Genomic DNA, 26,252 nt, shown 5'->3' with positions numbered 1-26,252 from the left:
AAAACGGGACTTTTTTATTGAATAAAATTGAATTTTGAAAAAACGTATTGCCATTCAGGGAATCAAGGGATCTAACCACCATCAGGTGGCACTGGAGTACTTTGGTGATGAGATAGATTTGGTAGAATGCCTGTCGTTTCATGAAATGGTTGATGAGCTGCTCACTAACAAAGCAGATAAAGCGGTTATGGCTATAGAAAATTCGATAGCCGGTTCTATAATTCCGAATTATGCGCTGGTCTATCACAACAATCTTCATATAATCGGCGAGCACTATTTAAATATTCATCATAACATGATGGTTTTAAATGGTCAGCAATTAGATGATATATCCGAAGTCAGGTCTCATCCTATGGCACTTTTGCAATGCCGGGAATACCTGAAGACCCAGCCCCACATCAAAATGGTGGAGGATGTGGATACTGCGGAGACAGCGAAGAGAATTCAGGAGAATAAGTTAAGGGGAGTTGCCGCGATTGCACCAAAGGTGGCTGCAGAATTATATGATTTAGAAATTATTGCATCCGAAATACAAACAATTAAAAATAATGCCACTCGCTTTATTATAATCAAAACACAGAATAAGGAATTACCTAAAGAACAAATTAATAAGGCCTCCCTGCGGTTTATCACCGATCATAAACGGGGAAGTTTAGCGACGGTATTGAATGTTATGAGCGACTGCAATTTAAACCTGACTAAAATTCAATCACTTCCCATTATTGAGACACCATGGAAATATGCCTTTTTTGTGGATGTAACATTCGAGACCTACGAACATTTCGCCAAGGCAAAATCTCTTTTGGATATTATGTCGGAGGAATTTAAGGTATTGGGAGAGTATAAAAACGCGCGGATATGATCAAATTGGCAAACAGGTTAAATACCGTGGAAGAGTACTACTTCTCTAAAAAACTCAGAGAAGTACGTGAACTTATTAGTAAGGGCAGGCCAATAATAAATATGGGTATCGGGAGTCCGGATCTTGCGCCTCCGGCAGCTGTGATTAATTGCCTGGTAGATGCTGTATTGCATCCCAATGCTCATCAGTATCAGAGCTATCAGGGATTACCAGAACTTAGAACCGCTATAGCAGATTTTTATAAATTAAAATTTGATGTAGGTATCGAACCAGATAAGGAAGTATTGCCATTGATGGGATCTAAGGAAGGTATCATGCATATAAGCATGGCTTTTATCAATGAGGGAGATAAAGTGTTAATTCCAAATCCTGGATATCCTACTTATACTTCTGTGACGAAATTAGTTGGAGGAGACCCTGTATTATACGATCTGACGGCAGAGAAGGGATGGTTTCCCGATCTGCAGTTGTTAGAGCAACAAAATCTCGATGCCGTTAAACTTATGTGGGTAAATTACCCTCACATGCCTACAGGGGCACAGGCAGATAATTCTCAGTTGTCTGAGCTTGTAGCCTTTGCCAGGAGAAATAACATCTTACTGATAAACGACAACCCTTATAGTTTTGTACTGGGAACCAATCCACTTAGCCTCCTGGGGATAGAAGGTGCTAAAGATGTTGCGCTTGAGTTGAACTCTCTTAGCAAAACTTTTAATATGGCAGGATGGCGGATTGGAATGGTTGTGGGCAATGAAAGGCATATATCGGCGGTACTTAAGGTTAAGAGCAATATGGATTCCGGGATGTTTTACGGGATACAAAGAGGAGCTATAGAAGCCTTAAAAAGTGGCCCTAAATGGTTCGAATCTATGGATGAAGTTTATAATTCCAGAAGAACCCTGATGTACCAATTGGCAGATAAGTTAAACTGCACCTATGACAAGGGTGCTGTAGGGATGTTTGTATGGGCCAAATTACCAGTAAATGCCAGCAAAGCAGAGGCGTTTATTGATCGGGTTTTATATGAGAAAGACATCTTTATTTCTCCGGGCACTATTTTTGGTTCCAATGGAGAAGGATATATCAGGTTTTCCCTTTGTATTGAGGAAGATAAAATCAAAGAAGCAATAAATCGGTTCGATAATTAAACCAGTTTATCTCAAAGAAATGAATGTATTTATAGTTGGTATCGGGTTAATTGGAGGCTCCATGGCGAGAGACATCAGAAGGATACACCCCGATGTCAGAATCATGGGTATAGATAATAATGCGGCTCACCTGGAAGAGGCGATGAGCTTAAAACTCGTTGATGAAATCGCCGAGTATAGCGATCTTGCCCGGGCCGATATCGTAATTGTTGGAGTCCCGGTAGATGCAGTGGTAGCTGAAATTCCAAAAATCCTGGACCAAATTAACGATGACACTGTGGTTATTGATGCGGGCTCTACAAAGGCCCTGATTTGCCAAACCATAAGTGATCATCCCAGAAGGCGCAATTTTTTGGCCTGCCACCCTATTTCCGGAACAGAATTTTCAGGACCCACTGCTGCCATTGATGGTCTATTCGAAGGCAAGACGAACATTATTTGTGAAGTAGAAAAAACTGCTTTTAAATTGCAGGAAAAGGCACTGGAGCTATTTAGGGAAATGGGAATGCGGATTCGCTATATGAATCCTGAAGCGCATGACAAACACATAGCCTATGTATCACATTTATCGCATATAAGTTCATTTATGTTGGGCAAAACCGTCATTGAAAAAGAAAAGAATGAGCGCGACATTTTTGATATGGCCGGAAGTGGGTTTGAAAGTACGGTTCGTTTGGCCAAAAGTTCGCCAGACATGTGGACGCCAATTTTTGAACAAAATAAAGTGAATGTCATAGAAACTCTGGAAGAATACATTCAAAATCTTGAAGCGTTTAAGAAAAAACTCCTGACCGATGATTACGAGGGAATTTATAACGAAATGAACAACACAAATAAGATTAAAGAAATTTTAAAAGGAATACCACTTAACAAACAATAGTATTAGAAAATGGAGAATTCAAAAGAAATGAGGAGTTGGTTAGATGAGATGAACTTACCACACCCTTTGGTCATTGCCGGGCCATGTAGTGCAGAAACGGAGGAGCAGGTGCTGCATATTGCGGAGGAGCTGAAAGATACAGATGTTAACTATTATCGGGCAGGCATCTGGAAACCACGGACACGGCCGGGAAATTTTGAAGGTGTTGGAGCCATAGGTTTAAAATGGTTGCAGAAGGTGAAAGAGGAAACAGGACTTAAAACGGCCACCGAAGTTGCCAACAGAGCACATGTAGATCTTGCGCTGGAGCACGATATAGATTTATTGTGGATAGGTGCCCGGTCTACTGTTAGTCCGTTTATTGTACAGGAAATTGCGGATGCCCTGAAGGGAACAGATAAGATTGTTTTGGTTAAAAATCCTGTTAATCCTGATCTTTCTCTATGGTTGGGAGCTGTAGAACGCCTTCATTCTTCCGACATAAAAAAACTGGGGGTCATACACAGGGGATTCTCTACTTATGAGAAATCTAAGTACAGAAACATTCCGGAATGGCAAATGGCAATTGAGTTGCAATCAAAGTTTCCCGATCTGCCACTGATCAACGATCCTTCACATATTACCGGGAAAAGAGAAATGATTTTTGATGTATCGCAGATGGCATTGGACCTAAATTTTGACGGATTGATGATAGAGACTCATAATGATCCTGACAACGCCTGGAGCGATGCTGCCCAACAGGTAACCCCTAAAGCATTAGTTCAGATTATGGAAGATCTTAAAATTAGAAAGGAGACAGACCAGGAAGCAGAGTACAACGCAAAATTGAGTAATCTCAGAGCTCAGATCGATGTAATTGACCATCAGTTAATAGAAACCCTTGCTAAAAGGATGAAAGTGGCAGACGGAATAGGAACCCTCAAGAAACAAAAGAACGTAGCAGTATTGCAAACCAACAGATGGAATGCAATTTTAGGCAAAATGATTCTTGAAGGGGAATCTAAAGGCCTTAGTGAAGAATTTGTTTTGAGAATGTTTAAGGCCATACATCAGGAATCTATAAATCATCAGGAAAAGATCATACAGGCCTGAATTTCAACAAATATTTTTAACTAAAACTGTAACATTCAGAGCCATTGATTGTCTTTTCTAAGAACTTTAAATATTATGACAATGAAAAAAGTAGTAACGCTCTGCTTGTTTTTAGTAGCGCTGAATGTAGTTGCTCAACGCACAATTGATAAAGAAGTTGGCGATTTCAATAAAATTAAGGTCTTTGATCTTATAGAAGTAAACCTCATTAAATCTGATGAGAACAGAATTCTGATCAAAGGAGACAATGTTTACGATATAAAATTTGTGAATAAAGATGGCACTTTAAAACTGCGTATGGAACTCGAGAAGAAATTCCGGGGTGAGGATACCATGATTGAAGTATATTATAAACACCTTGATATTATCGATGGAAATGAGGGAGCCAAAATTGTGGGTAATGAGTTAATAGCACAAAATAGCATTGAACTCCGGGCTCAGGAAGGAGCCAGGATCAAGATTGGTATGGAAGTAGAGAATGTTGATGTTAGAGCTGTTACCGGTGGTATTGTTGAAGCTTCTGGCATTGCTACTAACCAGGTTGTCGTCTTAAATACTGGCGGAATATTTGAAGGTCGTGATCTTAAAACTCAGGTGGCTAGCGTTAAAATATCCGCTGGAGGGGAAGCAGAACTGCATGCATCTGAGAAGGTAGATATAAATGTAAGGGCCGGTGGCGATGTATACGTTTATGGTAATCCAAGAGAAGTAAACAAAAATACGCTTGCAGGAGGTCGTATTGTTATTCAGGATTAGAAAGTAAGCATTAAAATAATAAACGGTTCAAATTATCTTATTGTAGGCAGATAATTTGAACCGTTTTGTTTTCTAAGAGCTAAGCTCCTATTTCTTAAAGATATATCTGGTTATAAAAATACCATTTCCATCACCTTTCCCGGCACTTTCTACTGCACTTGTGACAAATGCAAGTTCCCATCCGTTGGCTATCATATCATTGATCATAGAAGTGATCAATGAATCATTGGCAGCAATATTTTGAAAACGAATACCACCAATATTGAAGAAATTCAGCAACTTGGTCTCTTCAAAGTTCTTTACCCGGATGTCACCTCTGTCCGACTTGTTTCGGGTGTTGTCATCCTCGGTCTGAACACTGGTATACTCCCTGTAATCTTTCTCTTCCATAGCATTAATTATCCTTGATCTACCAAGGCCATTTGGTACAATAGACTCTACACTGGTAATAACTTTAAACTGCTGTGCATTGATATCCAATGTAGCTGCAAGGGTAACAAAAGCGATAAAAATAATTTTTTTCATAATAATATGGTTTAATTAAATATAAATAAGGCGTTAAGATCACGAAGATAACGGATGGCATTACAGGATTATTGTTACTTTGCAGAGAAATGCCAACAGATAATGCAAGGAATTGTTTATAAGTCTACAGGAAGCTGGTACTCCGTAAAAACCGATGATGGCGTAGCCTATGATTGTAGAATTAAAGGAAAGTTTCGTATTAAAGGTATCAAAAGTACTAATCCCGTGGCTGTGGGAGATGTTGTTGTTTTTCAATTAGAATCGGCCGGTGATGAGACCATTGGTGTCATTTCTGATATTGTTGATCGTAAAAACTATATAATTCGTAAATCTGTAAAGCTTTCCAAACAAACACATATCATTGCCGCCAATATTGATCAGGTTTTTTTACTAATCACCTTAAATAACCCCAAAACATATACCATATTTATAGACCGGTTTTTAGCTACTTCGGAAGCATACGATATCCCCGCTATTTTGCTTTTCAATAAAATTGATACCTATACCAAAGACGAATTGACTGAGGTGAAATATCTCGCTGCCCTCTACAGGGAAGTCGGTTATCAGTGCATTGGTATTTCGGCTAAGACAGGAAAGAATGTGGACAAAGTTAAAGCACTTATGGAGGATAAAACCAGCATGTTTGCGGGGCATTCCGGGGTGGGTAAAACAACTTTGTTAAATAATATTGCGCCGCATTTGGATTTAAAAACAGAAAAAATATCTGAACAACATCTGCAAGGCCAGCATACCACAACATTTGCTGAAATGTTTGATCTGGAATTTGGTGCGAGGATAATAGATACCCCGGGTATAAAAGGATTTGGGATTGTGGATATGGAAAAAGATGAAATTGGAGACTATTTTCCGGAATTGTTTGCACTAAAGGGCGAATGTAAATTTAATAACTGCCTGCATTTGGATGAGCCAAAATGTGCGGTTAAGGCAGCCCTTGAACAGGATACAATATCATGGAGCCGTTATAATAGTTATATCCAGATGGTGACCGGGGAAGATGATACCTATAGGATTGATAATTACGAAGGCATATGAGAGTAGTTTTGCAAAGAGTTTCCAGGGCCAGTGTAACAGTGGACGAAGAAGTGACTTCTCAAATTAATCAAGGTTTGCTTATATTATTGGGGATTGAAGATGCCGATTCTAAAGAGGATATAGACTGGCTTTGCAGAAAAATTATTAACCTTAGAATATTTAATGATAGTGAAGGGGTGATGAACAGGTCGTTGCTCGAAATTGATGGGGAAGCCCTTGTGGTGAGTCAGTTTACCCTACATGCATCAACTAAAAAGGGTAACAGACCATCATATATAAAGGCTTCCAAACCAGATATTGCAATTCCTCTTTACGAACAGTTCGTCGGGCAACTACAAATGGCACTGGGAAAGAAGGTAGGAACGGGTATTTTTGGGGCAGATATGAAGGTAGCCTTGCTAAACGATGGCCCTGTTACAATAATTATAGACTCAAAAAACAAGGATATATGAACTTGCAAAACGCGCAGTTGGCGGTAGATAAATGGATCAAAGAACACGGAGTTCGCTATTTTAACGAACTCACCAATATGGCACAGCTAACAGAAGAAGTTGGCGAAGTTGCCCGCATTATCTCAAGGCGCTACGGGGAGCAAAGTGAGAAGGAATCCGACAAAGGGAAAGATCTGGGGGAAGAACTGGCAGATGTGCTATTTGTAGTTTTGTGTCTGGCCAACCAGACTGGTGTGGATCTCCAAAAGGCTTTTGATCAAAAACTGGAAGTGAAAACAGAAAGGGATCACGACAGGCATCAGAACAACAAAAAGCTTAAATAGTAGTATCTTTGGCATCTGTTTTTAAACCCTATCACTTTGAAATTAAAGCTAACAGGACCTCCCTCTGATTTACTGCATTGCGATATAAAAATTACGGGTTCTAAAAGTGAATCTAATCGCTTGCTATTACTTCAGGCTACCTATCCAAATATCCAAATTGAGAACCTATCTAATTCCGATGATGCAACGGCCATGAAAAATGGCCTGACTATAACATCTGGCGAAGTAGATATACACCACGCAGGAACTGCCATGCGCTTTTTGACCGCTTTTTTTGCCACCCAGAATGATAGAGATGTTGTACTAACAGGGTCTGCTCGTATGCAGCAGCGTCCTATTAAAATATTGGTAGACGCTCTACGGAATTTGGGTGCAGACATCAGTTATGTTAACAATGATGGTTACCCTCCAATTAGAATTAAAGGCGGTAACCTGAAGGCATCCAAAGTAAGCCTTCCAGCCAATATTAGTAGTCAGTATATTTCGGCCTTGCTTTTAGTGGCACCCGGGTTAGAAAATGGCCTTGAACTGGAATTGATTGGTGAAATCACTTCTGTTCCTTATATCAGAATGACATTAAGCCTATTAGATGCTTTAGGGATCCAAAATTCGTTTAAGGAGAACATAATAAAAGTTATGCCTAAGGCCGCAGTAAATGATAAAACTATAGTAGTGGAGTCTGACTGGAGTTCAGCTTCTTACTTTTATAGTATTGCTGCCCTTTCTGAAATTGGGACAAGAATAAATTTAACAGCCTACAGAAAAGATAGTCTGCAAGGAGATAGTATATTGGCCAGCTTATACAAGGATTTTGGTGTAACAACCATTTTCGAAGACAATAGAATAAGCCTGGTAAAAACCGGCAATCACCATCGTGCCGTTAACTATGACCTGACCAATGCTCCTGATCTTGCTCAGACCATAGCAGTAAGTTGTTTTGGGTTGGGGATGGGCTGTCATCTTTCAGGACTTCATACGCTTAAAATTAAGGAAACAGACCGGCTCGTTGCTTTGGACGTAGAACTTTCAAAATTAGGTGCAATACTTACTGTTACCAATGATAGTTTAACTCTTGAACCCGGCGACAACATATTAAGCAATAAGGCGATAGATACGTATAATGATCACAGGATGGCAATGGCTTTTGCTCCACTAGCCATGAGAACCACATTGATGATCAATGAGGCAGAAGTAGTTTCTAAATCATATCCAGGTTTTTGGGAAGATTTGAAACAATTAGAATTTGGTGTCAGGGAGCATTGACGGCTATTTAATTTCCCTTTTACTTGACAAGGCCTATACCGGGGTTGTATATTTGCAGCCGCAAAAACCGCTAACAAAAATATATACATGAAATTATCTCACTTCAATTTTGAGCTTCCAAATGATCTTATGGCAGAGTATCCTGCAGAAAACCGGGATGAATCTAAACTAATGGTCGTTCACAGAGAAACGGGTAAAATAGAACACAAACAATTTAAGGACCTTATTAATTATTTTGATGAGGGAGATGTAATGGTTCTGAACAATACTAAGGTTTTTCCTGCCAGACTCTATGGAAATAAAGAAAAAACAGGAGCAAGGATTGAGGTTTTCCTTTTGAGAGAATTAAATGAAGAACAGCGCCTGTGGGATGTATTGGTAGATCCGGCTCGTAAGATTAGAATTGGGAATAAACTCTATTTTGGTGAAGATGAAAGTTTAGTCGCTGAGGTTATAGATAACACAACATCGAGGGGAAGAACCCTGCGATTCCTCTATGATGGGTCGTATACAGATTTTAGAAGAAAACTTCGCGAATTAGGGGAAACACCATTGCCAAAGTATATTAAAAGAGATGTAGAACCAGAAGATGAACAACGATATCAGACCATTTATGCTAAACACGAGGGTGCTGTAGCTGCGCCAACTGCAGGGCTTCACTTTTCAAAACATCTATTAAAACGATTGGAAATTAAAGGAGTGGATTTCGCAGAACTTACTCTTCATGTTGGCTTGGGCACCTTTAACCCTGTAGAAGTTGAAGATCTTTCCAAACACAAGATGGACAGTGAAGAATTGGTTATTGAGGAAAAAGCAATAGAGATTGTAAATAATGCGAAAGCAAATAAGAGAAAAGTATGTGCAGTAGGCACTACAGCCATGCGTGGCCTGGAAAGTGCTGTTTCTTCAGAACATACGCTGAATACCTATGACGGGTGGACGAATAAATTTATTTTCCCACCCTATGAATTTAGTATTGCAACCGCAATGGTGACCAACTTTCATTTGCCAAAATCTACACTATTAATGATGGTTTCTGCATTTATGGGACATGATTTGATGAAGAGGGCTTACAAAGAGGCAATTATTGAGGGCTATCGCTTTTATTCTTATGGAGATGCTATGTTGATTATATAGCAGACTGCATAGATTTCAGAATAATTCCTGTTGGAGGCTTAATTGGGCAAATCTGGCAGGTTTTTTTATCCCCGGGAATAATGGAAAAAAAGAAGAAAGACATTAGAGCATTGACTAAGGATCAGCTTCGCGATTTCTTCGTAGATCTGGGCGATAAACCTTTTAGAGGCAATCAGGTGTACGAGTGGTTGTGGCAAAAATCTGCACACTCTTTTGAGGCGATGACCAATATTTCCAAAGAAACCAGGCAGTTACTGGAAGATCATTTTGTAATTAATCATATTCAGGTAGATCAGATGCAGCGCAGTAGCGATGGCACTATAAAAAACGCCGTTCGCTTGCATGATGGCCTGGTGGTAGAATCTGTTCTTATCCCAACTTCAACCAGGACAACAGCCTGTGTTTCCAGTCAGGTGGGTTGCAGTCTGGATTGCAGATTTTGTGCTACGTCCAGGTTAAAACGAATGCGAAACTTAAATCCGGATGAGATTTATGATCAGGTGGTGGCCATAGACAGTGAAAGCCGGTTATATTTCAACAGACCGTTGAGTAATATCGTCTTTATGGGCATGGGAGAACCTCTGATGAACTACAACAATGTGCTGAAAGCCATAGAAAAAATAACTTCTCCCGAAGGCCTGGGAATGTCTCCAAAACGAATTACCCTTTCTACTTCAGGAGTACCTAAAATGATCAGGAAGATGGCAGATGAATCGGTTAAATTTAAATTAGCCGTTTCACTGCATTCCGCCATTGATGAAATCAGAACATCAATTATGCCTTTTAATGCCACATTTCCACTTAAAGATTTAAGAGCTGCTCTGGAGTACTGGTATTCCAAAACCAAAAGCAGGATAACCTATGAATATGTGGTTTGGGAAGGGATTAATGACACGGCCAAAGATGTAGCTGCCCTTGTAGACTTTTGCAAATTTGCCCCTTCCAAGGTTAACTTAATAGAATATAATCCAATTGATGACGGGGAGTTTAAACAGGCCAGCTCTGAAGCTATTGATATGTACGTATCAATTCTTGAAAAAAATGGAATTACGGTCACTGTCAGGCGTTCCAGAGGGAAAGACATTGATGCTGCTTGTGGTCAGTTAGCCAATAAAAGCTGAGTTTCAATGGTAGATGCCTGTATTAAGATCAGGCGTAATACGATAAAATGTAAATCGTAAATTGCAAATCGGGCTTCGAATTTTATTTTCCCTAATTTTATAGCACCAAAGCACAAGCAAACTAAGCACCTCAATTGAAGATAGTAGCGCAGATAAAAGAACCGGTTAACAAAGAAATGGAGCTTTTTGAAAAAAAGTTCCATGAATCTATGTCTTCTAAGGTGGCACTACTGAACAGAATTACCTATTACATTGTAAACAGGAAAGGGAAGCAGATGCGGCCAATGTTCGTTTTCCTGACCGCCAAATTGCTTAATGATGGTGAAGTTAATGAAAGAACTTACCGCGGTGCCTCAGTTATAGAGCTTATACATACGGCCAGTCTTGTGCATGACGACGTGGTTGATGATAGTTACAAGCGGAGAGGGTTTTTCTCTATCAATGCCCTTTGGAAGAATAAGATAGCGGTTTTGGTAGGGGATTATTTCTTTTCCAAGGGTCTTCTTTTATCAATAGAACATGGAGATGTAGATCTATTGAAAATTATTGCAGTGGCGGTAGAGGAAATAAGTCAGGGAGAGTTATTGCAGATAGAAAAAGCTCGTCGCCTCGATATTACCGAAGAGGTCTACTACGACATCATAAGGCAGAAAACGGCAACTTTGATTGCTGCCTGCTGCAGCATGGGAGCTTGTTCTGTTAAACCAGGATCGCCAGATGTAGAAGCCTTCAGAAACTTTGGGGAGTTGTGTGGGATGGCTTTTCAAATTAAGGATGATCTCTTTGATTATGGCGAAGAGCAAATAGGAAAGCCAACGGGGATCGATATCAAAGAGCAGAAAATGACCTTACCTCTTATATATGCCTTAAATCAATCTGAACCCAAAGAGAAGAAATGGCTGATTAATTCGGTCAAGAACTACAATAAGGATAAGAAGAGGGTAAAAGAAATTATTGCTTATGTAAAGAATAAGGGAGGGTTGAGTTATGCAGAAACCAAAATGCATGAGTTTAAGGAAAAGGCACTTGCCATTTTAGACAATTATCCTGCTTCAGAATATAAAGATGCTTTACAACTCATGGTGAATTACGTAGTAGATCGTAAAAAATGATGTTAACTACCATGTTTATAGCGAGATACAATTAATTTCGAATTTTTATTTTCCTTCAGGCAACGTTTGGAACTAGAATTGCGTCTATATTTATAGAGGACCAATGAAAAAGTTTAATTCTTTGAAGATCATTACTTTTTACAAGAATGAAAAGACCTTGATTAAAAGGGCTGGCGCGGGAAACCCGGAGGCGCAGCAGTTGCTATATGATTGTTATGCCCCCAAAATGTTAAGTGTTTGCAGACAGTATATCAGAGATGTTCACTACGCCGAAGATGTAATGATAATGGGTTTTGTCAAAGTCTTTAAAAACTTAGATCAATTTCGTCATGAAGGATGTTTTGAGGGCTGGATACGAAGAATTATGATTCATGAAGCAATCAGCTATTTAAGAAAAAAGCAATTTGTGGTATATGACGAAGAATTGTTTAACAACAGCACGTCAATTTATGTGGATAGTACTGCAGATTTGGAAGTGGAATACATTCAAAAATTAATAGATGAATTGCCCGAAGGATATAAGTTGGTATTTGTACTATTTGCAATTGAAGGTTTTAAACATAGCGAAATAGCAGAGATGCTGCAGATTTCCGAGAGTACCTCCAAGTCTCAACTATTTAAAGCCAGAAAGACTTTACAGGATAAAATCAACAAGTTGGAGATGTCGGAAAGAAGGAAGTTGAGACCTAGTTAAAAAAGAAGGATATGACATTAAATAATTTTGAAAAACAGGCAAAAGAGCGTTTAGATAAGCGTGAGATCCAACCTACGGGCCGGGCTTGGAATGAAGTATCTGCCGCTTTGGAGGAGAATAATAAGAGCCCGAAACCCAGCTATTTCTGGTATGGGATCGCTGCTGGTTTTATTGGGTTATTGATAATCTCAGTGCTATTTGTAAAACAAGGTTCAACAGTAATTAATGATAGCCAAATTGTTGGTAGCCCGGAAGGCAGGGCCAGGGTTGAAGATGGGGAAACAATTAAATCAGAAGACATTCAGATTTCCAAAGAGGCCATTCTGAATGAGGAGGCTGTTGTTGAAATACCTAATATGGAGATAAGACAGTCATCCCCGACAGAACCGCAAAAACCTACCATCATTGCTTCGGCAAATACGATAGAGGAAAAGGAATTAAATCCAAAAGTAGTGGTAGCTCATTCTGAGGAGATTATAGATGCAAAACTAGAGGAAGTACTTGCCAGGGTAAGCTTATTGGAAAATGATAAAGAAAAACTAACGGATGCAGAAGTAGATTCGCTGTTGTGGCAAGCACAAAAAGAGATTCTTACCCAGCAGCTTTTACGTGAAGACAGGTCAGTGGATGCCACTGCTTTACTCAGCGAAGTTGAAGATGAGCTAGATCAGAGTTTCAGAGACCAGATATTCGAAAAATTAAAAACCGGGTTTAATAAAGTCAGGACAGCAGTCGCAGACAGGAACAATTAATCAAAGAACATATAAGTTTTAATATCGCCTCATTTTTATGAGGGGACAGGGAGCAGTTTATTCATCAATCAGGTCGTCATCCTGGTGGCCAAAAATCAAAAGACAGAAGTTATGAACACATTAAGTAAATACTCAGTACTGTTAGTACTCTTAATGATTACACAATGCCTAGTGGCACAGGATAATTATGAGGAGAAAATTACAAGGTTAAAAGAGCAGAAAGAACGTATTACCCATCAGGAAAAAGATGCTCTGAAACAGGAGGTATCTCAAATCAATGGCCGCCTGGACGATGGAAGTATTTCTGTAGAAGAAGCCAAAACTCTGAAGGAAGAGGCGGCAAAAAAACGCGCCATGAATATAGAAGACCGGCTTGCAATTATCGACAACAAAATTGCACTGCTGGAACGTAATAAGGGCGAGGTACTTGCCGATAATACAAAGTTTGAAATTTTTGAAGATGGTGTTGGTATCAACATAACGGTTAATGACGAACCCTGGATGCTTTTCGAAGGGAGAAATAAAGTTCCAAAATACGACCGGAGAACCTATTCGGATATGGTTATTGCCGTCGGCCTAAACAACGCCATTATTGATGGGCAGTCTCTTAATGATTCTCCCTATAAAATTGGAGGTAGCAGATTTTTTGAGTTGGGCTGGGCCTGGCGTACAAGAGTTTTTAAGAAGTCCAATTTTATGCGTTTAAATTACGGTTTCTCTTTTCAGTGGAATGGACTTAAACCAAAGGATAACCAATATTTTGTAGACTCCAATGGCCAGACCCAATTAGAAGAATTTGAATTCGATCTTAAAAAGTCCAAGTTTAGAATGGACAATCTGGTTTTTCCAGTTTATTTCGAGTTTGGCCCTTCCAAGGTGAGGAAAACAGAGGACAGAATAAGGTATTCTCTCCAAAATCAATTCCGACTGGGTATTGGAGGATATGGAGGGTTTAACATCGGTACCAGACAAAAGCTGAAATACACGCGTGATGGAAGTAAAGCAGAGGATAAATTCAAAAGAAGTTACAATACCAATGACCTCATTTATGGTCTGAGTGCGTATGTTGGTTTTGACGGTGTATTGCTTTATGCTAAATACGATCTCAACCCTATATTTAAAGATGCAGCTATAGAACAAAGAAATGTGTCTCTTGGGCTAAGATTCGATTTATAGAAGGAGGGAGGGTTAGTATTCGAGGGCCTTTACCATCTCGTCTGTGAATTCGTCCTTGTAATACACCCTTTTACAATGATCACAGCCAATAAAGCGCCATGTAGATACCCGGAACAGGGGCAACCAGAACAAATGAAAATAATTGGGACGGAGGGTTGCTGTTAGTGTATGTCGTTGCTGGCAATGCGGACAAGTAAGATTACTTAAGTTCTTATGCTCGGCTTTTCCAGGTCTGGTTCCAAAAAATAATATCACTGCACTTTTTAATTTAAATAGGCTTTCCTAAATTAAACAATCTTTTGTAAAAAATTGAAGGGGTAAAAAGCTCGGAAGCCACTACAGTTTTTCTTATTTTTACCCACTGCGTAAAATTGAAGTGTGATATCAAAATCTACCATAGACCAAGTTTATGAAACCGCTAAGTTGGAGGAGGTTATCGGCGATTTTGTACAATTAAAAAAATCCGGATCCAACTTTAAAGGCTTAAGTCCCTTTACCGATGAGCGTACGCCCAGTTTTATGGTATCGCCGGTAAAGCAGATATGGAAAGATTTTAGCAGTGGTAAAGGAGGTAACGTGGTGGCATTTTTAATGGAACACGAACACTTTACGTATCCGGAAGCCATTAAGTACCTTGCCAGGAAGTACAATATAGAAATAGAGGAGACAGAACGTACAGATGAGGAGAAAGCCCATGCCAGTGAGCGGGAAAGCCTGTACCTGGTTTCCGAATTTGCACAAAAGTACTATTCCAGAATATTATGGGAATCCCAATTGGGTAAGGCCATAGGCCTTAGTTATTTCAAAGAACGTGGATTTACAGATGAGACTATAAAAAAGTTTGAACTTGGCTATAACCTGGATCTGTGGGATGCCTTTACCAACGAGGCCCTGGATAAAGGTTACCAATTGGAATACCTTGAGAAAACGGGCCTTACCATAGTTAAACAAGACCCGCAAGGCGGGTCTGCCATCAGGAAGTTTGACCGCTTTAAAGCCAGGGTACTTTTTCCCATCCATTCTATGAGTGGCAGAGTGCTTGGATTTGGAGGGCGGATACTTACCAACGATAAAAAGGCCGCTAAATATCTTAACTCTCCTGAAAGTGATATTTATCACAAGAGTAAGATTCTTTACGGGATATACTTTGCCAAACAGGCCATCGCCAAAAAAGATAACTGCTACCTTGTTGAAGGATATACAGATGTAATACAGTTTTTTCAGAGAGGCATACATAATGTTGTGGCATCCAGTGGAACTGCACTTACCCCGGAGCAGATCAGGTTAATAAACAGGCTAACGCCCAACATTACTGTACTTTTTGATGGTGATGCTGCCGGATTAAGGGCTTCTTTGCGGGGGATAGACCTCATCCTGGAACAAGGTATGAATGTAAAGGTCTGTAGCTTCCCGGAGGGAGAGGACCCGGATAGCTTTGCAAAAAATAATGAATTAGAAGAAGTTGAAAACTACCTTAAAGAGAATTCTAAGGATTTTATTCAGTTTAAAACTTCATTACTTGCTAAAGATGCGGCAAACGACCCTATAAAAAAGGCCGATACCATCAGGGAGATTGTTTACAGTATTTCCCGAATTCCGGACAGGATCAAAAGGGAGATATACATTCAGGAGTGTTCACAAATTATGAACATTTCGGAAGAAGTACTGTTTAATACACTTGCACAGATTGGCAAGAAAGAAGTTGCTGATGCTTCAAAGAAATCCAGTCAGAAACAAAAAGCTTTTGAAGTAGTTAAACCCGAAAAGCAGCAGGAAAGGGTAGATGTGCAATATGAATTGGAGCGGAGAATTATAGAGCTGTTATTGCTATACGGTAAAGAGAAGCAGGAATTTGAAGATTTAATACTGAAGGAGAATGATGAAGGGGAACTTGTTCTTGAACCCGAAAGTACCGAGGCTAAAGTTTATGAGAAAGTATATTTAGACTTGCAGGAAGATGAAATAGAACTTACACATTCGCAGTTTAGAAGTATCTATTACCTGCTGATTGAAAATTTAAATGAGAATGAGGAATTCTCTATCAATAGTTTTCTTTCTAATCTTGATCATGAGATGGTCAACGAGATATCATCCATACTTATGGAAGATGAGAAATATGCACTGCACAACTGGGAAAGTAAAGATATCTATCCCAAAGAAAAGGAAGCCGGTATTTCGCAGTTGGTGAGTGAAACTATCCTAACCCTGCGTTGCTATCTCATTAAAAAAAGAATAAACTCTCTACAGGAAAGTACAGAAGATTCGGGCGATGATCATAGGCAGATTTTGGAAGAGATTATGAATTATCTGCAGCTAAATACCCTACTAAACAAAAAGTTGAATAGGGTACTTTCCTGATACATTAATGCTCTCATTACTCAAAATTGAAACAAAAAAAACCGGCCTTAAGCCGGTTCTCAATACTGCTTTACAGACTATCTAGTACAATTCTAGTGCTTTAGCCTGTTGTAGTAGATCTACTAGATTATCTACATTTAATTTTTTCATCAATCTTGCTTTATAGGTGCTAACTGTTTTCTCATTGAGATTTAATCCTAAAGCAACATCTTTGTTTCGTTTTCCACTGGCCAGTAATTTAAGAACCTCAACTTCTCTTGTGGAAAGTTTTCTGAAGAATCTTCTTGGTTTTTGAGTGCCTTCATCAAACGCAAGTCGTTGTGCTAATTCATTTGTAATGAACATGCTTCCCTCGCTAACTTTTCTTACGGCAGATATGATATAATCAATATCAGCAGTTTTAGATAAATAACCAAAGGCTCCTGCTCTGATTGTACTCAGGGCATAGACGTCTTCAGATTGTCCACTATAAATAAGTACTTTAATATCCGGGTATTCTTGTTTAATCTTTCTTAAAGTGGCAATTCCGTTAATTTCTGGAATATCCATCTCTAACATCACCACATCCGGACTAACTTTTTCTAACTGACTGAACAATTCAGAAGTAGTAGCTACATCTGCAATCACATCAAATTCGGGGGCAGAAGCGAGCACCTGCTTTATGCCCATTCTCACAATCGGATGGTTGTCCGCAATTAATACATTGATCATTTTGGTTTTTTTTCTAGATTTTAACGCCATGCTCGTCTAAAAATACTGACATGCAATGTAAGGTTAAAATATCTAATTTCTTAAACAAAAGTGGACTTTTTTTGCAAATTAACACGAATTTTCGGGTCATTATTCGACTTAAATGCCTCATTCTTAGCTAAGAGGTTATTTTAACCCCTCTGGTATCTCACAAACGGGTATAGGAATCATCTTATGCTTGTTCGACGAATGGAAGCTATCATAGATAAGAAGAACTTCTTGCTTTCTGCCCGAGAAGTCTTCAGCAGTTTTTCCCTGGTCGTGCATGGCCATAGCCCATTCTAATTCCGGATAGGATGCGCCAATCTGATCCTCATCCGTTCTGTCATCGCCCCAAAGACCGTCTGTAGGGGGTGCTATAATAATTTCCTCATTGATCCCCAGAAATTCGGCAATTTCATATACCTCGGATTTAAGCAGGTCAGCAATGGGGCTGAGGTCTACACCCCCATCACCGTATTTGGTGAAAAAACCAACTCCAAAATCCTCTACCTTATTCCCGGTACCGGCTACCAGATACTTCTTTAAGGCTGCAAAGTAATAAAGGGAGGTCATACGCAGCCGCGCACGGGTATTGGCTAAGGCCATAAACCTTTCTTCCTCATTGATTACTTTGGGGAAGGAGTTAACCAGGCTATCAAATACCGGAGTTAATTGAATCGTCTGAGTCTGAACGTTCGAATGTTTTTCCATTAACCAGTCGATATGGCGATAAGCTCTGTTTACCTGACTTTCTGCCTGATGAATCGGCATTTCAAGGCAAAGGAGATCTAAACCAGTTCTTGCACATAATGTGGAGGTCACCGCAGAATCGATACCTCCGGAAACTCCTATCACAAATCCATTGATTCCTGCATTTGTTGCATATTGGTGCAACCATTGTACAATATGGTCTACTACTTTTTCTGTTTGCATAGGAGGTGTTATTATTTTGAAATCGATTAACTTTGCGCGATAAAAATAAAGCCTAAGGGCCAAATATTAAAATAGAATTCTAATTACTTTCTATGTATAGAAGTTGCATATTGTTCTCATTGATTGTACTATTTGTATGGGGATGCAAGGAGGAGAATAAAATATCGGATGAAGTTGCCGCAATAAATGTGGATCTTCAACTAAGTAGATTTGATCAGGAATTCTCGAAAGCAACTACTAATGATATTTCGGGCTTAAAGCAAAAGTATCCCTATTTGTTTCCATCACAATATCCCGATAGTATCTGGGAATTGAAACTAAAGGACACCATCCAACTTGAGATATTAGGAGAAATCGACAAGACTTTTCCCGACTTTAAACAAGAGTCGGCTGCACTTGAAATGTTATTTAAACATATTAAGTATTACTTCCCGGGTGCCCCACTTCCAAAAGTAATCACTGTACCTTCCGAGGTAGATTATAGAAACAGAGTGATTCTGGCAGATAGTCTGTTGCTTATTGGGTTGGATAATTACCTTGGGGAAGACCATAGATTTTATGAGGGGATAGAGCGATATATTGCAGCAGGGCTAGATAAAAAGTACCTCATTAGTGATGTGGCCGGTACCTTTGCGAATAAAATGCTGATTTATCCAAATGACAGGACGTTTTTAGCCAGAATGATATATTACGGGAAAGGACTTTATATTAAGGATCTTTTAATTCCAATGGAATCCGAAGCCGCCAGAATAGGTTATTCTGATCAGGATATGGATTGGGCCATGGCAAATGAAGAAAGGATCTGGCGTTATTTTGTGGAGCGCGAGGTATTGTACAGCACTGATGTTGAATTGGATGCCCGTTTTTTAATGCCAGCGCCATTTTCCAAGTTTAGGTTAGAATTGATAGATAATGAATCACCAGCCAGGTTGGGCAGATACACAGGGTGGCAAATTGTCCGGGCATTTATGAGTAATAATGAGCTTAGCTTACAACAAATGTTGGCCTTATCAGCAGAAGAAATATTTAAAAGGAGCAATTACAAACCAAAAAAATAATCATGGCAGAACTACATACTTCAGAAATAACACTTAAAGTTGCCCTTGATGCCAACAGGGTGCCGGAAAAGCTTAGCTGGTCTGCCCAGGATGGTGGTATTGACAACGAAGAAGCTAAAGCCATGTTGCTTTCGGTTTGGGACAGCGCTAATAAAGAATCTTTAAAAATAGACCTGTGGACCAAGGACATGCCTGTGGATGAGATGAAAATATTCTTTCATCAAACCCTGGTCTCCCTGTCGGATACTTTCATGAAGGCCACTCAGGACGAAAAAATGACGGCTACCATGAAAGATTTTTGTGATTATTTTGCTGAGAAATTAGAATTGAAGAAGTAGGCTAAGTTTAGAGAAAATTTAACTGCCCAATTCCTAATATTCCTGGATATTTCCTTAGTTTTAGAAGGAGCATCAATCATATCAGGACTATGTTTACCATTCCTTATCGTTCTTTATTAGGACTATTGTCAATATGTCTTTTTCTTTCTTGTTCAAATACTGTTAATAAAGAGAAGGAGAAGGAAAAAATACAAGAACAGATAGCGCTCATCTCCAAAGCTCATTTTAATAAAGATGCAACTCAGTTTTATGCTCCATATGCCAGTTCCTGGTACGACGCCAGAGAAGGGAATATCAGTATAAGAATAAAAGATAGCGCAAAGACATCAACGCAGGCCTACCTGGATCAAATGGAGATTCTGGAGTTGAAACCAACACATGATCCCGTCATAGAAATTTCCGATGATGGAAAAATGGCCAGTTATATGGGTGCTGTTATCTTAAAGGGAAGGTACAATACTCAGCCAAGTTTCTGGGTAGTGTCCTGGCAAAGTGTGCTGAAAAAGATAAACGACCAATGGCAAATTATTGGTAATGCCAATACTCAGGCGACACCTGTTTCTACCGCTAATGTGATTTTGGAATTGGCAATGAATGAAGTTGGATATCTCAACAAGGAAAGTACAATTTATGCCTTGGCCGATTGTAAAAGTCCCGGTGGTAGCTTCAAAACGCTGATCATATCTGAAAGTTCAAAAGCCAGAATGGAACAAAAGCAGGGCGTGTATCATGCCATATTTAAACATGGACCATTATCATCGTGGTCCCGGGATGTATCGTCTGGAAAAGTAAATGAGTCAATAGATGGCATTACAGATATGTTTATTAAGGGCCATGAATTACATTGGTTAGGGTTCAGACCCGAAGATAGGTTCAGCAATCCCAGCTTCAAGGGATTTGAAGAGTATGACGGACAATCTGCATTTAGAATTCAATTCACTGATGCACTCAATAGGCCTGTTTTCTTTTATTATGCCTTTGACAACTATATGCCACTAGGTTTTAGTATTGCCACAGATACTGAAAATAAAAGGGTTAAGGTGTATTATAGAGATTGGCGAGCGCTAGGTGAGTTAAAAGTGTTTTACGGAGCCACCTTTGTGGATGGAGCGAATATCTTTGACTATGAATATACCCACTTAAAAATTTCTGGTGAGCAGGACTTCGATTTGGATTTGAAGACTGCATATTTACAATAGTTCAGTATAATAATATTATTATAACTGAAAGAGTATTAATTCTGGCTGAAATTTTAATTAGAAAAGGGTACTTCCATCAAAAGTATCTTCGCATATTCTTTAATGCCGATATTAAAAGTTGCCGTTTCTGATATGCCATACCCATCTCGCTTTTCGAGCAGTTGATCATCTACCACACAATTTCCCTCTAAAACAAATAAATAAACACCATTGGCGGTACTGTTCAGTTGGTAATCAACATTCCTTTTACCATTAAATTCTCCGAGATAAAACCAGGCATCCTGATGTATCCATACCCCATCATCGTCAGGGTTGGGAGATACAATTTGTTGAAATCTATCCTTTAAACTGTCCTTGTCCAGGCTAATTTGATCATATTTGGGGTCTGCATTGGGCTTTTTTGGCAGGATCCATATTTGAAGAAATTTTACTTTTTTATCCCTGTTCCTATTCTTTTCACTGTGTTGTACCCCCGTGCCTGCACTCATGGCCTGAATGTCTCCTTCCTTTATGACAGTTGTATTTCCCATACTGTCTTTATGTTCAAGGTCTCCTTCTAACGGAATGGAAATAATTTCCATATTATGATGAGAATGTGTACTAAACCCCATTCCACCGGCGACTTCATCGTCATTAAGCACGCGAAGTACGCCAAAATTCATACGCTTGGGATTGTGGTAACTGGCAAAACTAAAAGAATGATGTGTATTTAACCAGCCATGATTGGCATGTCCGCGGGAGCTGGCTTTATGCAAAATTGTTTTCATTTGTTAATAGTGTTAGTTATTTAAAGAGACGGTAAATGGCCAGCCTTCAAATTGCATGGCTTCAGGTTTAGTAACGTCTACATATCTCGGCCAGCATTCGAAGGTTACTGCTTTTTCTTTTTTATTAAATCGGATGAGTCCATAACCACCCCCTTTGGAATTACTCTCCGGATTAACATAGGCCATCATGCTGATTTTATTGTTAAAACCATCCAGATAATCGCCTGTCCATGGAAGGGAAGTGTCCATGTTAGGGTTAAGGCCGGCCTTTTCATTTTCCGGCCACCACCATCTACTGTAATAATCGTTCACTATAGCAGGAACCACAAAAGCCCATGGGCCATCTCGGAATTCGTCAATCCCATGTTGTATTACAGTCGCCAGGTGCTGGTCTCCTGCTATATGCACTGCATTGGCCTTTTGGATCAGTTCCAGGGCTTTCTTTCTGCCTGTTTGGGGCCATCCGTTAGAATCCAGATCCGCATGGAGTCTGTTGTCCGGACTGCCGTGAATGTGTGCTCCACCGCAAAATCCTGTTTGTGAAAGCACTACTTTTATATGGTCCCGATTGCTTGTTCCCCAATCATCTAAAAATTTCAATTGCCGATCTCCCAGAAGGGTCAGGCCAGGAAGATCTATGGAGGTAGGGTCGTATTCCGGATTTCGGATATGATCTGGTCTGGGTCCTTGCTGTGGAATTTTTCCTTCGGGCCCCGATTTAAATTTACGATCTTCTAGTATGGCAAAATCAATTCCACCCAATAACATGTTGGTGTAATACACCCCAATATTCCGTTCAACCGGAGTTGGGTCATAGGGGTCTGGCAGATGTGCGGTCTGGCATCGCTCTACCATATTTACATATGCTGTATGATAACGATAACCACCGTCAGGACTTCCTAAGGAAGTGGAAATTTTGCCGTTTTCTCCCCATAAATTGCCCTGGCCAATGTCATGATCATCCGGAATGGTAATTGCAGGCCTGTGACGAAACGTTTCTCTGAACTGCCAGCCAAATTTCAGCCAGGCCGCAGTGTGTTCGGTATGGTCATAAGATTGGTCCCCGGCAAAGAATATCAGATCAGGATCCTGGTGATTAATATTTCTGACATAATTTTCTCGATTTCCCCTATCCTTGTTAGAATTACATGAAAGTGCTGCAAGTAGAATTTCGTCTTTGTCCGAGGGATCCTTTCGGATACTTCCTTCAAAAAAAGCATTTTCCCCATGTCTTATTTGATATCTGACCTGCCCATCTTTATCCCAGTTCTCAACCCTGAATAGGGCAGACCAGCCCAGATCATTGACTTCAGCGGTTTGAATTTCTTTCCAGTTATTGCCCTCCATGATTAATAAGCGCACTTCGCGAGATTCTTCAGGGTAAAGGGGATATAATTGTGCGCTTAGCTTTAATGTCTTATTAGCTACAGTATAAATACCGAATGCCACCACACTATCACGGGCAACCTTCAAATTAATAATAGGGTTTGCCGGCCGGTTCCACCAATCGTCTGTGGCCAGGGTGTCAAGATCTGAAAAAGGTGCCATAACCAGAGGCGTTCTTTCTTCAACAGGTCCTTTGCAACATAAAATAAATAGCAGAAGCAGAACTAAAGGGATATTCTTCATATATATAGCTTTATAATTCTAAAATTCCAATACCATCAGGGAGATGAAAATAATTGAATTGTGTAATCTAACAATGCAGTGTTCCCAAAATCTCCATGTCCCGGGATAACAATTTTTAAGTTAGGATATGCGTCTTTAATCCTGGAGACGGTATTGGACCATTCTTCAAGGTTGGCGTCATTGAGGTTTCCTTTTGTAGCATCTATAGACTTTATCATACATCCTCCAAACAGCAATTCCTCACCCGGGAGATAACTCACTATATTATCTGCTGTATGTGCCTCGCCAAAATAACGGTTAATTACTTCGCCCTTTCCAACATTCAGGGTCATAGATGTATCGAAGGTATTTTTTGGTTTTAAAGGCTGCTCATTTATATTTTCAACTGTCTTTTGACTGGCATAAGTTGGGATTTCCCTTTTATGAAAAGCGGCGATCCCTGCCAAGCAGTCGTCGTGGTAATGATTTACTACCAGTCCGACAATCTTGAGTTTGTTGGATACAGTTAAAAGGGTAATCAATTTTTCGGTAGTTTTAATATCAGTGGGAGTATCAAATATTACTGCAGCTCCATCATTGACATAGATGAGTCCGTTGCAGGCAAAAACTGCTCCATTTGAAAGACGCAGATTGGAAACATGTACATAAGAATTCTCGGATACCGGCACAATTTTTAGTGTTTCGGAATTGTAAGTGAGATCCATTTTTGGAGACTTACAAAAAACAAATAATAAGGATATCAAGCTAATTATGAGCCTCCTGAAATATTTTGTAGTCATATAATATATGTCAGTAACTAAATGTACTAATATCTTTATCTTTTTCCTATGATCAAAAACGACTTACAAAAACTGCTTTTCGTCTATAATGCAAATTCGGGTTTGCGAAATACCATTCTGGACGGGGCACATAAGATCATCAGCCCTAAGACGTACCAGTGCAGTCTTTGTGACATTACTTATGGGGCATTTACAGAAAAAAAGGTGTGGAAAGAATTCCGTACAAAAAGTAAATTGGAAATGGATTTCTTGCATAAAGATGAATTTAAAGAGCAATACGCTTCCAAATTTGGGCACAACTTTGGCTTTCCAATAGTATTGGGGATAACTGTTAATGGAATGGAAGTTTTGGTAAGTCCGGATGAACTAAACGCACTAAGTAAAGCTGAAGATTTAATTGTGCTTATAAATGAAAGGTCTTAAGGGCAAATATTTTACCTGTATTTAGGCATGGGCTTCAAAAAATTCCCTGTTGATGTCATCCACATAACTCAACACCTCATCTCTTCCTGTGAAGTTGGTAGAAGAAGTAACGAAATGCTGTGGCACTTCCTCCCAGGCTCCTGATAATAATTTGTTCAGGTAAGATTGCACTTTTACCTCGATCATATTAGGTTTTAGTTTGTCTGCTTTCGTAAAGATTATGGAAAAAGGAATCCTATGTTCTCCTAACCATTCCATAAAATCTAAATCTACTTTTTGAGGTTCATGTCTTATGTCTATAAGAACAAATGCACTAACTAACTGTTTGCGCTTTAAAAAGTAATCTGTAATATATTTTTGGAATGTTTTTTTAGCTTTTTTGGAAACCCGGGCATAACCGTATCCGGGTAAATCTACAAGGAACCAATTGTTGTTTATTTTAAAATGATTTATCAGTTGGGTTTTTCCCGGGCGCCCTGAAGTTTTTGCCAGATGTTTCCTTTCGGTCAGCATATTAATAAGGGAAGATTTACCCACATTGGATCTTCCTATAAATGCATACTCTGGCAGCGGATCCTTAGGGCATTTCTCTACACTGGAATTGCTTATTACAAAGTCGGCCGACTTTATTTTCATCTGGAAGGTTTTAGAAATTTCGCTTCTTCAGCCAGGCATCCAGAATAATATTGAATTCATTAGGATGTTCCATCATTGGGGCATGCCCGCATTTTTCTATCCAGAAAAGTTCAGAGTCGGGGAGTAGTTCATGAAATTCCTTAGCTACATTAGGAGGAGTAACGGTATCATTCTCACCCCAGATGATACAGGTAGGATTATTCATTTTTGGCAAGTCTTTAGACATATTATGCCTAATAGCACTTTTAGCAATTGCCAGTGTTTTTACCAACTTCATTCTATCGTTAACCGTGGCAAACACTTCATCTACAATTTCCTTGGTGGCTACTTCCGGATCATAAAACACATCCTGAGCTTTCTTTTTGATAAATTCATAATCGCCCCGTTTGGGGTAACCGTCTCCCATGGCGCTTTCATATAAGCCTGAACTACCAGTGATAACAAGGGCCTTTACCATTTCGGGGTACAGTTTAGTATGTAATAAACCAATATGTCCTCCAAGTGAATTACCTAATAAAATGACGTCTTTGAGTCCTTTGAACTCAATGAATTTCTCTAAAAACTTGGCAAAATTCTTTACGTTGGTTTTTAGCATGGGCATGCTGTAGATGGGAAGCTCCGGGACAAAAACTTGGTAGCCCTTAGTAGGAAAATAATCTGTTACTCCATGAAAATTGCTTAGACCGCCCATTAGTCCGTGCAGAATTATCATAGGAGTTCCTTCCCCAACTTCAATGTACCTGAATTGTCCTTCGGTAATAATTTTATCTTCCATTAAGGATAGCTTGGTATCAGTTCGCAAATATAGGCATTTCCGAAGAATAGCCTGCCAGACTAATTTGGACGATAAAAGACGATATATGGCAATACACCTATTAAAGAAGCCCTGTTTCAAAGAAAAAGCATTGATGAAAAGCCACGTTTTTACTTGGCAATGTGAGACTTAATAAAGGCTTTTGTGTCACCGATACATAATAAGCACAATTAAGCCGCTAATTTATGTACTAATTCAAAAATGACATTTGAGTGTCGATGTATTAAAAATTTATAGAAC

At 39.4% G+C, this 26,252-nt stretch carries 29 protein-coding genes; 20 read left to right on the top strand and 9 right to left on the bottom strand.

All coding sequences use genetic code 11. The annotated features are described in order from the left end of the window. Positions 1–34: 34 nt before the first annotated feature. The 5 genes from J1G40_RS07550 to J1G40_RS07530 all read left to right on the top strand — a co-directional run bounded on the left by J1G40_RS07550 (position 35) and on the right by J1G40_RS07530 (position 4,738). Positions 35–862 (top strand): prephenate dehydratase, encoded by an 828-nt coding sequence (locus J1G40_RS07550; protein WP_265242009.1) that lies wholly within the window; start codon positions 35–37, stop codon positions 860–862. After that, positions 859–2,010, top strand: coding sequence for a pyridoxal phosphate-dependent aminotransferase (locus J1G40_RS07545; protein WP_265242008.1), 1,152 nt, complete (start codon positions 859–861; stop codon positions 2,008–2,010). Before J1G40_RS07550 ends, J1G40_RS07545 begins: the two co-directional genes overlap by 4 nt. Before the next feature lie 19 nt (positions 2,011–2,029). Then, positions 2,030–2,890: a prephenate dehydrogenase gene (locus J1G40_RS07540; RefSeq protein WP_265242007.1), complete on the top strand. Its 861-nt coding sequence runs from the start codon at positions 2,030–2,032 to the stop codon at positions 2,888–2,890. Positions 2,891–2,899: 9 nt separating this feature from the next. Then, positions 2,900–3,982, top strand: coding sequence for a bifunctional 3-deoxy-7-phosphoheptulonate synthase/chorismate mutase type II (locus J1G40_RS07535; RefSeq protein WP_265242006.1), 1,083 nt, complete (start codon positions 2,900–2,902; stop codon positions 3,980–3,982). 81 nt (positions 3,983–4,063) lie between these two features. Next, positions 4,064–4,738, top strand: coding sequence for a head GIN domain-containing protein (locus tag J1G40_RS07530; protein ID WP_265242005.1), 675 nt, complete (start codon positions 4,064–4,066; stop codon positions 4,736–4,738). 87 nt (positions 4,739–4,825) lie between these two features. Here J1G40_RS07530 and J1G40_RS07525 read toward each other — a convergent pair whose 3' ends face one another. Next, on the bottom strand, positions 4,826–5,263 hold the full coding sequence (locus tag J1G40_RS07525; protein WP_265242004.1) for a hypothetical protein: 438 nt from the start codon (positions 5,261–5,263) through the stop codon (positions 4,826–4,828). Positions 5,264–5,365: 102 nt separating this feature from the next. Here J1G40_RS07525 and rsgA point away from each other — a divergent pair, with 102 nt between their 5' ends. The 10 genes from rsgA (at position 5,366) to J1G40_RS07475 (ending at position 14,346) form a co-directional block, all read left to right on the top strand. Beyond that, on the top strand, positions 5,366–6,316 hold the full coding sequence (gene rsgA, locus J1G40_RS07520; protein ID WP_265242003.1) for a ribosome small subunit-dependent GTPase A: 951 nt from the start codon (positions 5,366–5,368) through the stop codon (positions 6,314–6,316). Beyond that, positions 6,313–6,768 (top strand): D-aminoacyl-tRNA deacylase, encoded by a 456-nt coding sequence (dtd, locus tag J1G40_RS07515; RefSeq protein WP_265242002.1) that lies wholly within the window; start codon positions 6,313–6,315, stop codon positions 6,766–6,768. The genes rsgA and dtd overlap by 4 nt, the downstream gene beginning before the upstream one ends. Beyond that, positions 6,765–7,091: a nucleotide pyrophosphohydrolase gene (locus tag J1G40_RS07510; protein ID WP_265242001.1), complete on the top strand. Its 327-nt coding sequence runs from the start codon at positions 6,765–6,767 to the stop codon at positions 7,089–7,091. The genes dtd and J1G40_RS07510 overlap by 4 nt, the downstream gene beginning before the upstream one ends. Before the next feature lie 36 nt (positions 7,092–7,127). Then, positions 7,128–8,354 (top strand): 3-phosphoshikimate 1-carboxyvinyltransferase, encoded by a 1,227-nt coding sequence (locus J1G40_RS07505; protein ID WP_265242000.1) that lies wholly within the window; start codon positions 7,128–7,130, stop codon positions 8,352–8,354. Positions 8,355–8,441: 87 nt separating this feature from the next. After that, positions 8,442–9,491, top strand: coding sequence for a tRNA preQ1(34) S-adenosylmethionine ribosyltransferase-isomerase QueA (gene queA, locus J1G40_RS07500; RefSeq protein WP_265241999.1), 1,050 nt, complete (start codon positions 8,442–8,444; stop codon positions 9,489–9,491). Between the two features lie 80 nt (positions 9,492–9,571). Continuing rightward, complete coding sequence (rlmN, locus tag J1G40_RS07495) at positions 9,572–10,612, top strand: 23S rRNA (adenine(2503)-C(2))-methyltransferase RlmN (protein WP_265241998.1); 1,041 nt, start codon at positions 9,572–9,574, stop codon at positions 10,610–10,612. Positions 10,613–10,746: 134 nt separating this feature from the next. Continuing rightward, on the top strand, positions 10,747–11,724 hold the full coding sequence (locus tag J1G40_RS07490; RefSeq protein WP_265241997.1) for a polyprenyl synthetase family protein: 978 nt from the start codon (positions 10,747–10,749) through the stop codon (positions 11,722–11,724). Positions 11,725–11,827: 103 nt separating this feature from the next. Next, complete coding sequence (locus J1G40_RS07485) at positions 11,828–12,418, top strand: RNA polymerase sigma factor (protein ID WP_414855662.1); 591 nt, start codon at positions 11,828–11,830, stop codon at positions 12,416–12,418. Positions 12,419–12,429: 11 nt separating this feature from the next. Continuing rightward, a complete protein-coding gene (locus tag J1G40_RS07480) occupies positions 12,430–13,170 on the top strand; it encodes a hypothetical protein (RefSeq protein ID WP_265241996.1) in 741 nt (246 codons plus the stop codon). Between the two features lie 111 nt (positions 13,171–13,281). Continuing rightward, positions 13,282–14,346 (top strand): hypothetical protein, encoded by a 1,065-nt coding sequence (locus J1G40_RS07475; RefSeq protein WP_265241995.1) that lies wholly within the window; start codon positions 13,282–13,284, stop codon positions 14,344–14,346. A gap of 12 nt (positions 14,347–14,358) precedes the next feature. Here J1G40_RS07475 and J1G40_RS07470 read toward each other — a convergent pair whose 3' ends face one another. After that, a complete protein-coding gene (locus J1G40_RS07470) occupies positions 14,359–14,601 on the bottom strand; it encodes a zinc-ribbon domain-containing protein (protein WP_265241994.1) in 243 nt (80 codons plus the stop codon). Between the two features lie 123 nt (positions 14,602–14,724). Here J1G40_RS07470 and dnaG point away from each other — a divergent pair, with 123 nt between their 5' ends. Further along, complete coding sequence (gene dnaG, locus J1G40_RS07465; protein WP_265241993.1) at positions 14,725–16,704, top strand: DNA primase; 1,980 nt, start codon at positions 14,725–14,727, stop codon at positions 16,702–16,704. An 81-nt stretch (positions 16,705–16,785) separates the two neighbouring features. On the opposite strand, the gene J1G40_RS07460 is transcribed toward dnaG, so the two are convergent. Together J1G40_RS07460 and nadE are read right to left on the bottom strand one after the other, a co-directional pair. Next, positions 16,786–17,415: a response regulator transcription factor gene (locus tag J1G40_RS07460; RefSeq protein WP_265241992.1), complete on the bottom strand. Its 630-nt coding sequence runs from the start codon at positions 17,413–17,415 to the stop codon at positions 16,786–16,788. A 165-nt stretch (positions 17,416–17,580) separates the two neighbouring features. Continuing rightward, positions 17,581–18,369 carry an NAD(+) synthase gene (nadE, locus tag J1G40_RS07455; protein WP_265241991.1) on the bottom strand — a complete coding sequence of 263 codons (789 nt, stop codon included), beginning with the start codon at positions 18,367–18,369 and terminating at the stop codon, positions 17,581–17,583. Between the two features lie 92 nt (positions 18,370–18,461). Here nadE and gldB point away from each other — a divergent pair, with 92 nt between their 5' ends. From gldB to J1G40_RS07440, 3 genes are all read left to right on the top strand, one after another. Next, on the top strand, positions 18,462–19,427 hold the full coding sequence (gldB, locus tag J1G40_RS07450; RefSeq protein WP_265241990.1) for a gliding motility lipoprotein GldB: 966 nt from the start codon (positions 18,462–18,464) through the stop codon (positions 19,425–19,427). Between the two features lie 2 nt (positions 19,428–19,429). Next, complete coding sequence (gene gldC / locus J1G40_RS07445; protein ID WP_265241989.1) at positions 19,430–19,765, top strand: gliding motility protein GldC; 336 nt, start codon at positions 19,430–19,432, stop codon at positions 19,763–19,765. 89 nt (positions 19,766–19,854) lie between these two features. Continuing rightward, on the top strand, positions 19,855–20,964 hold the full coding sequence (locus tag J1G40_RS07440; RefSeq protein ID WP_265241988.1) for a hypothetical protein: 1,110 nt from the start codon (positions 19,855–19,857) through the stop codon (positions 20,962–20,964). Positions 20,965–21,017: 53 nt separating this feature from the next. Here J1G40_RS07440 and J1G40_RS07435 read toward each other — a convergent pair whose 3' ends face one another. Genes J1G40_RS07435 through bla form a run of 3 tightly spaced genes read right to left on the bottom strand, consistent with a single transcriptional unit; the run spans position 21,018 to position 24,064 of the window. Beyond that, on the bottom strand, positions 21,018–21,731 hold the full coding sequence (locus tag J1G40_RS07435) for a pirin family protein (RefSeq protein WP_265241987.1): 714 nt from the start codon (positions 21,729–21,731) through the stop codon (positions 21,018–21,020). Positions 21,732–21,743: 12 nt separating this feature from the next. Then, complete coding sequence (locus J1G40_RS07430) at positions 21,744–23,360, bottom strand: alkaline phosphatase D family protein (RefSeq protein ID WP_265241986.1); 1,617 nt, start codon at positions 23,358–23,360, stop codon at positions 21,744–21,746. 35 nt (positions 23,361–23,395) lie between these two features. Then, complete coding sequence (gene bla, locus J1G40_RS07425; protein WP_265241985.1) at positions 23,396–24,064, bottom strand: subclass B1 metallo-beta-lactamase; 669 nt, start codon at positions 24,062–24,064, stop codon at positions 23,396–23,398. Positions 24,065–24,187: 123 nt separating this feature from the next. On the opposite strand from bla, the gene J1G40_RS07420 reads away from it, so the two are divergent. After that, positions 24,188–24,562: a GTPase gene (locus J1G40_RS07420; protein WP_265241984.1), complete on the top strand. Its 375-nt coding sequence runs from the start codon at positions 24,188–24,190 to the stop codon at positions 24,560–24,562. A 21-nt stretch (positions 24,563–24,583) separates the two neighbouring features. Here J1G40_RS07420 and yihA read toward each other — a convergent pair whose 3' ends face one another. Further along, positions 24,584–25,198, bottom strand: a complete 615-nt coding sequence (gene yihA / locus J1G40_RS07415; RefSeq protein ID WP_265241983.1) for a ribosome biogenesis GTP-binding protein YihA/YsxC — start codon at positions 25,196–25,198, stop codon at positions 24,584–24,586. Positions 25,199–25,208: 10 nt separating this feature from the next. Further along, positions 25,209–25,973, bottom strand: a complete 765-nt coding sequence (locus J1G40_RS07410) for an alpha/beta fold hydrolase (RefSeq protein ID WP_265241982.1) — start codon at positions 25,971–25,973, stop codon at positions 25,209–25,211. Between the last annotated feature and the right edge of the window lie 279 nt (positions 25,974–26,252).

The organism is Muriicola sp. Z0-33 (assembly GCF_026126425.1).
GTDB lineage: Bacteria > Bacteroidota > Bacteroidia > Flavobacteriales > Flavobacteriaceae > JAFMPW01.
The sequence above is the reverse complement of the archived record's forward strand: the minus strand, read 5'-3'. Positions and strand labels throughout refer to the sequence as shown.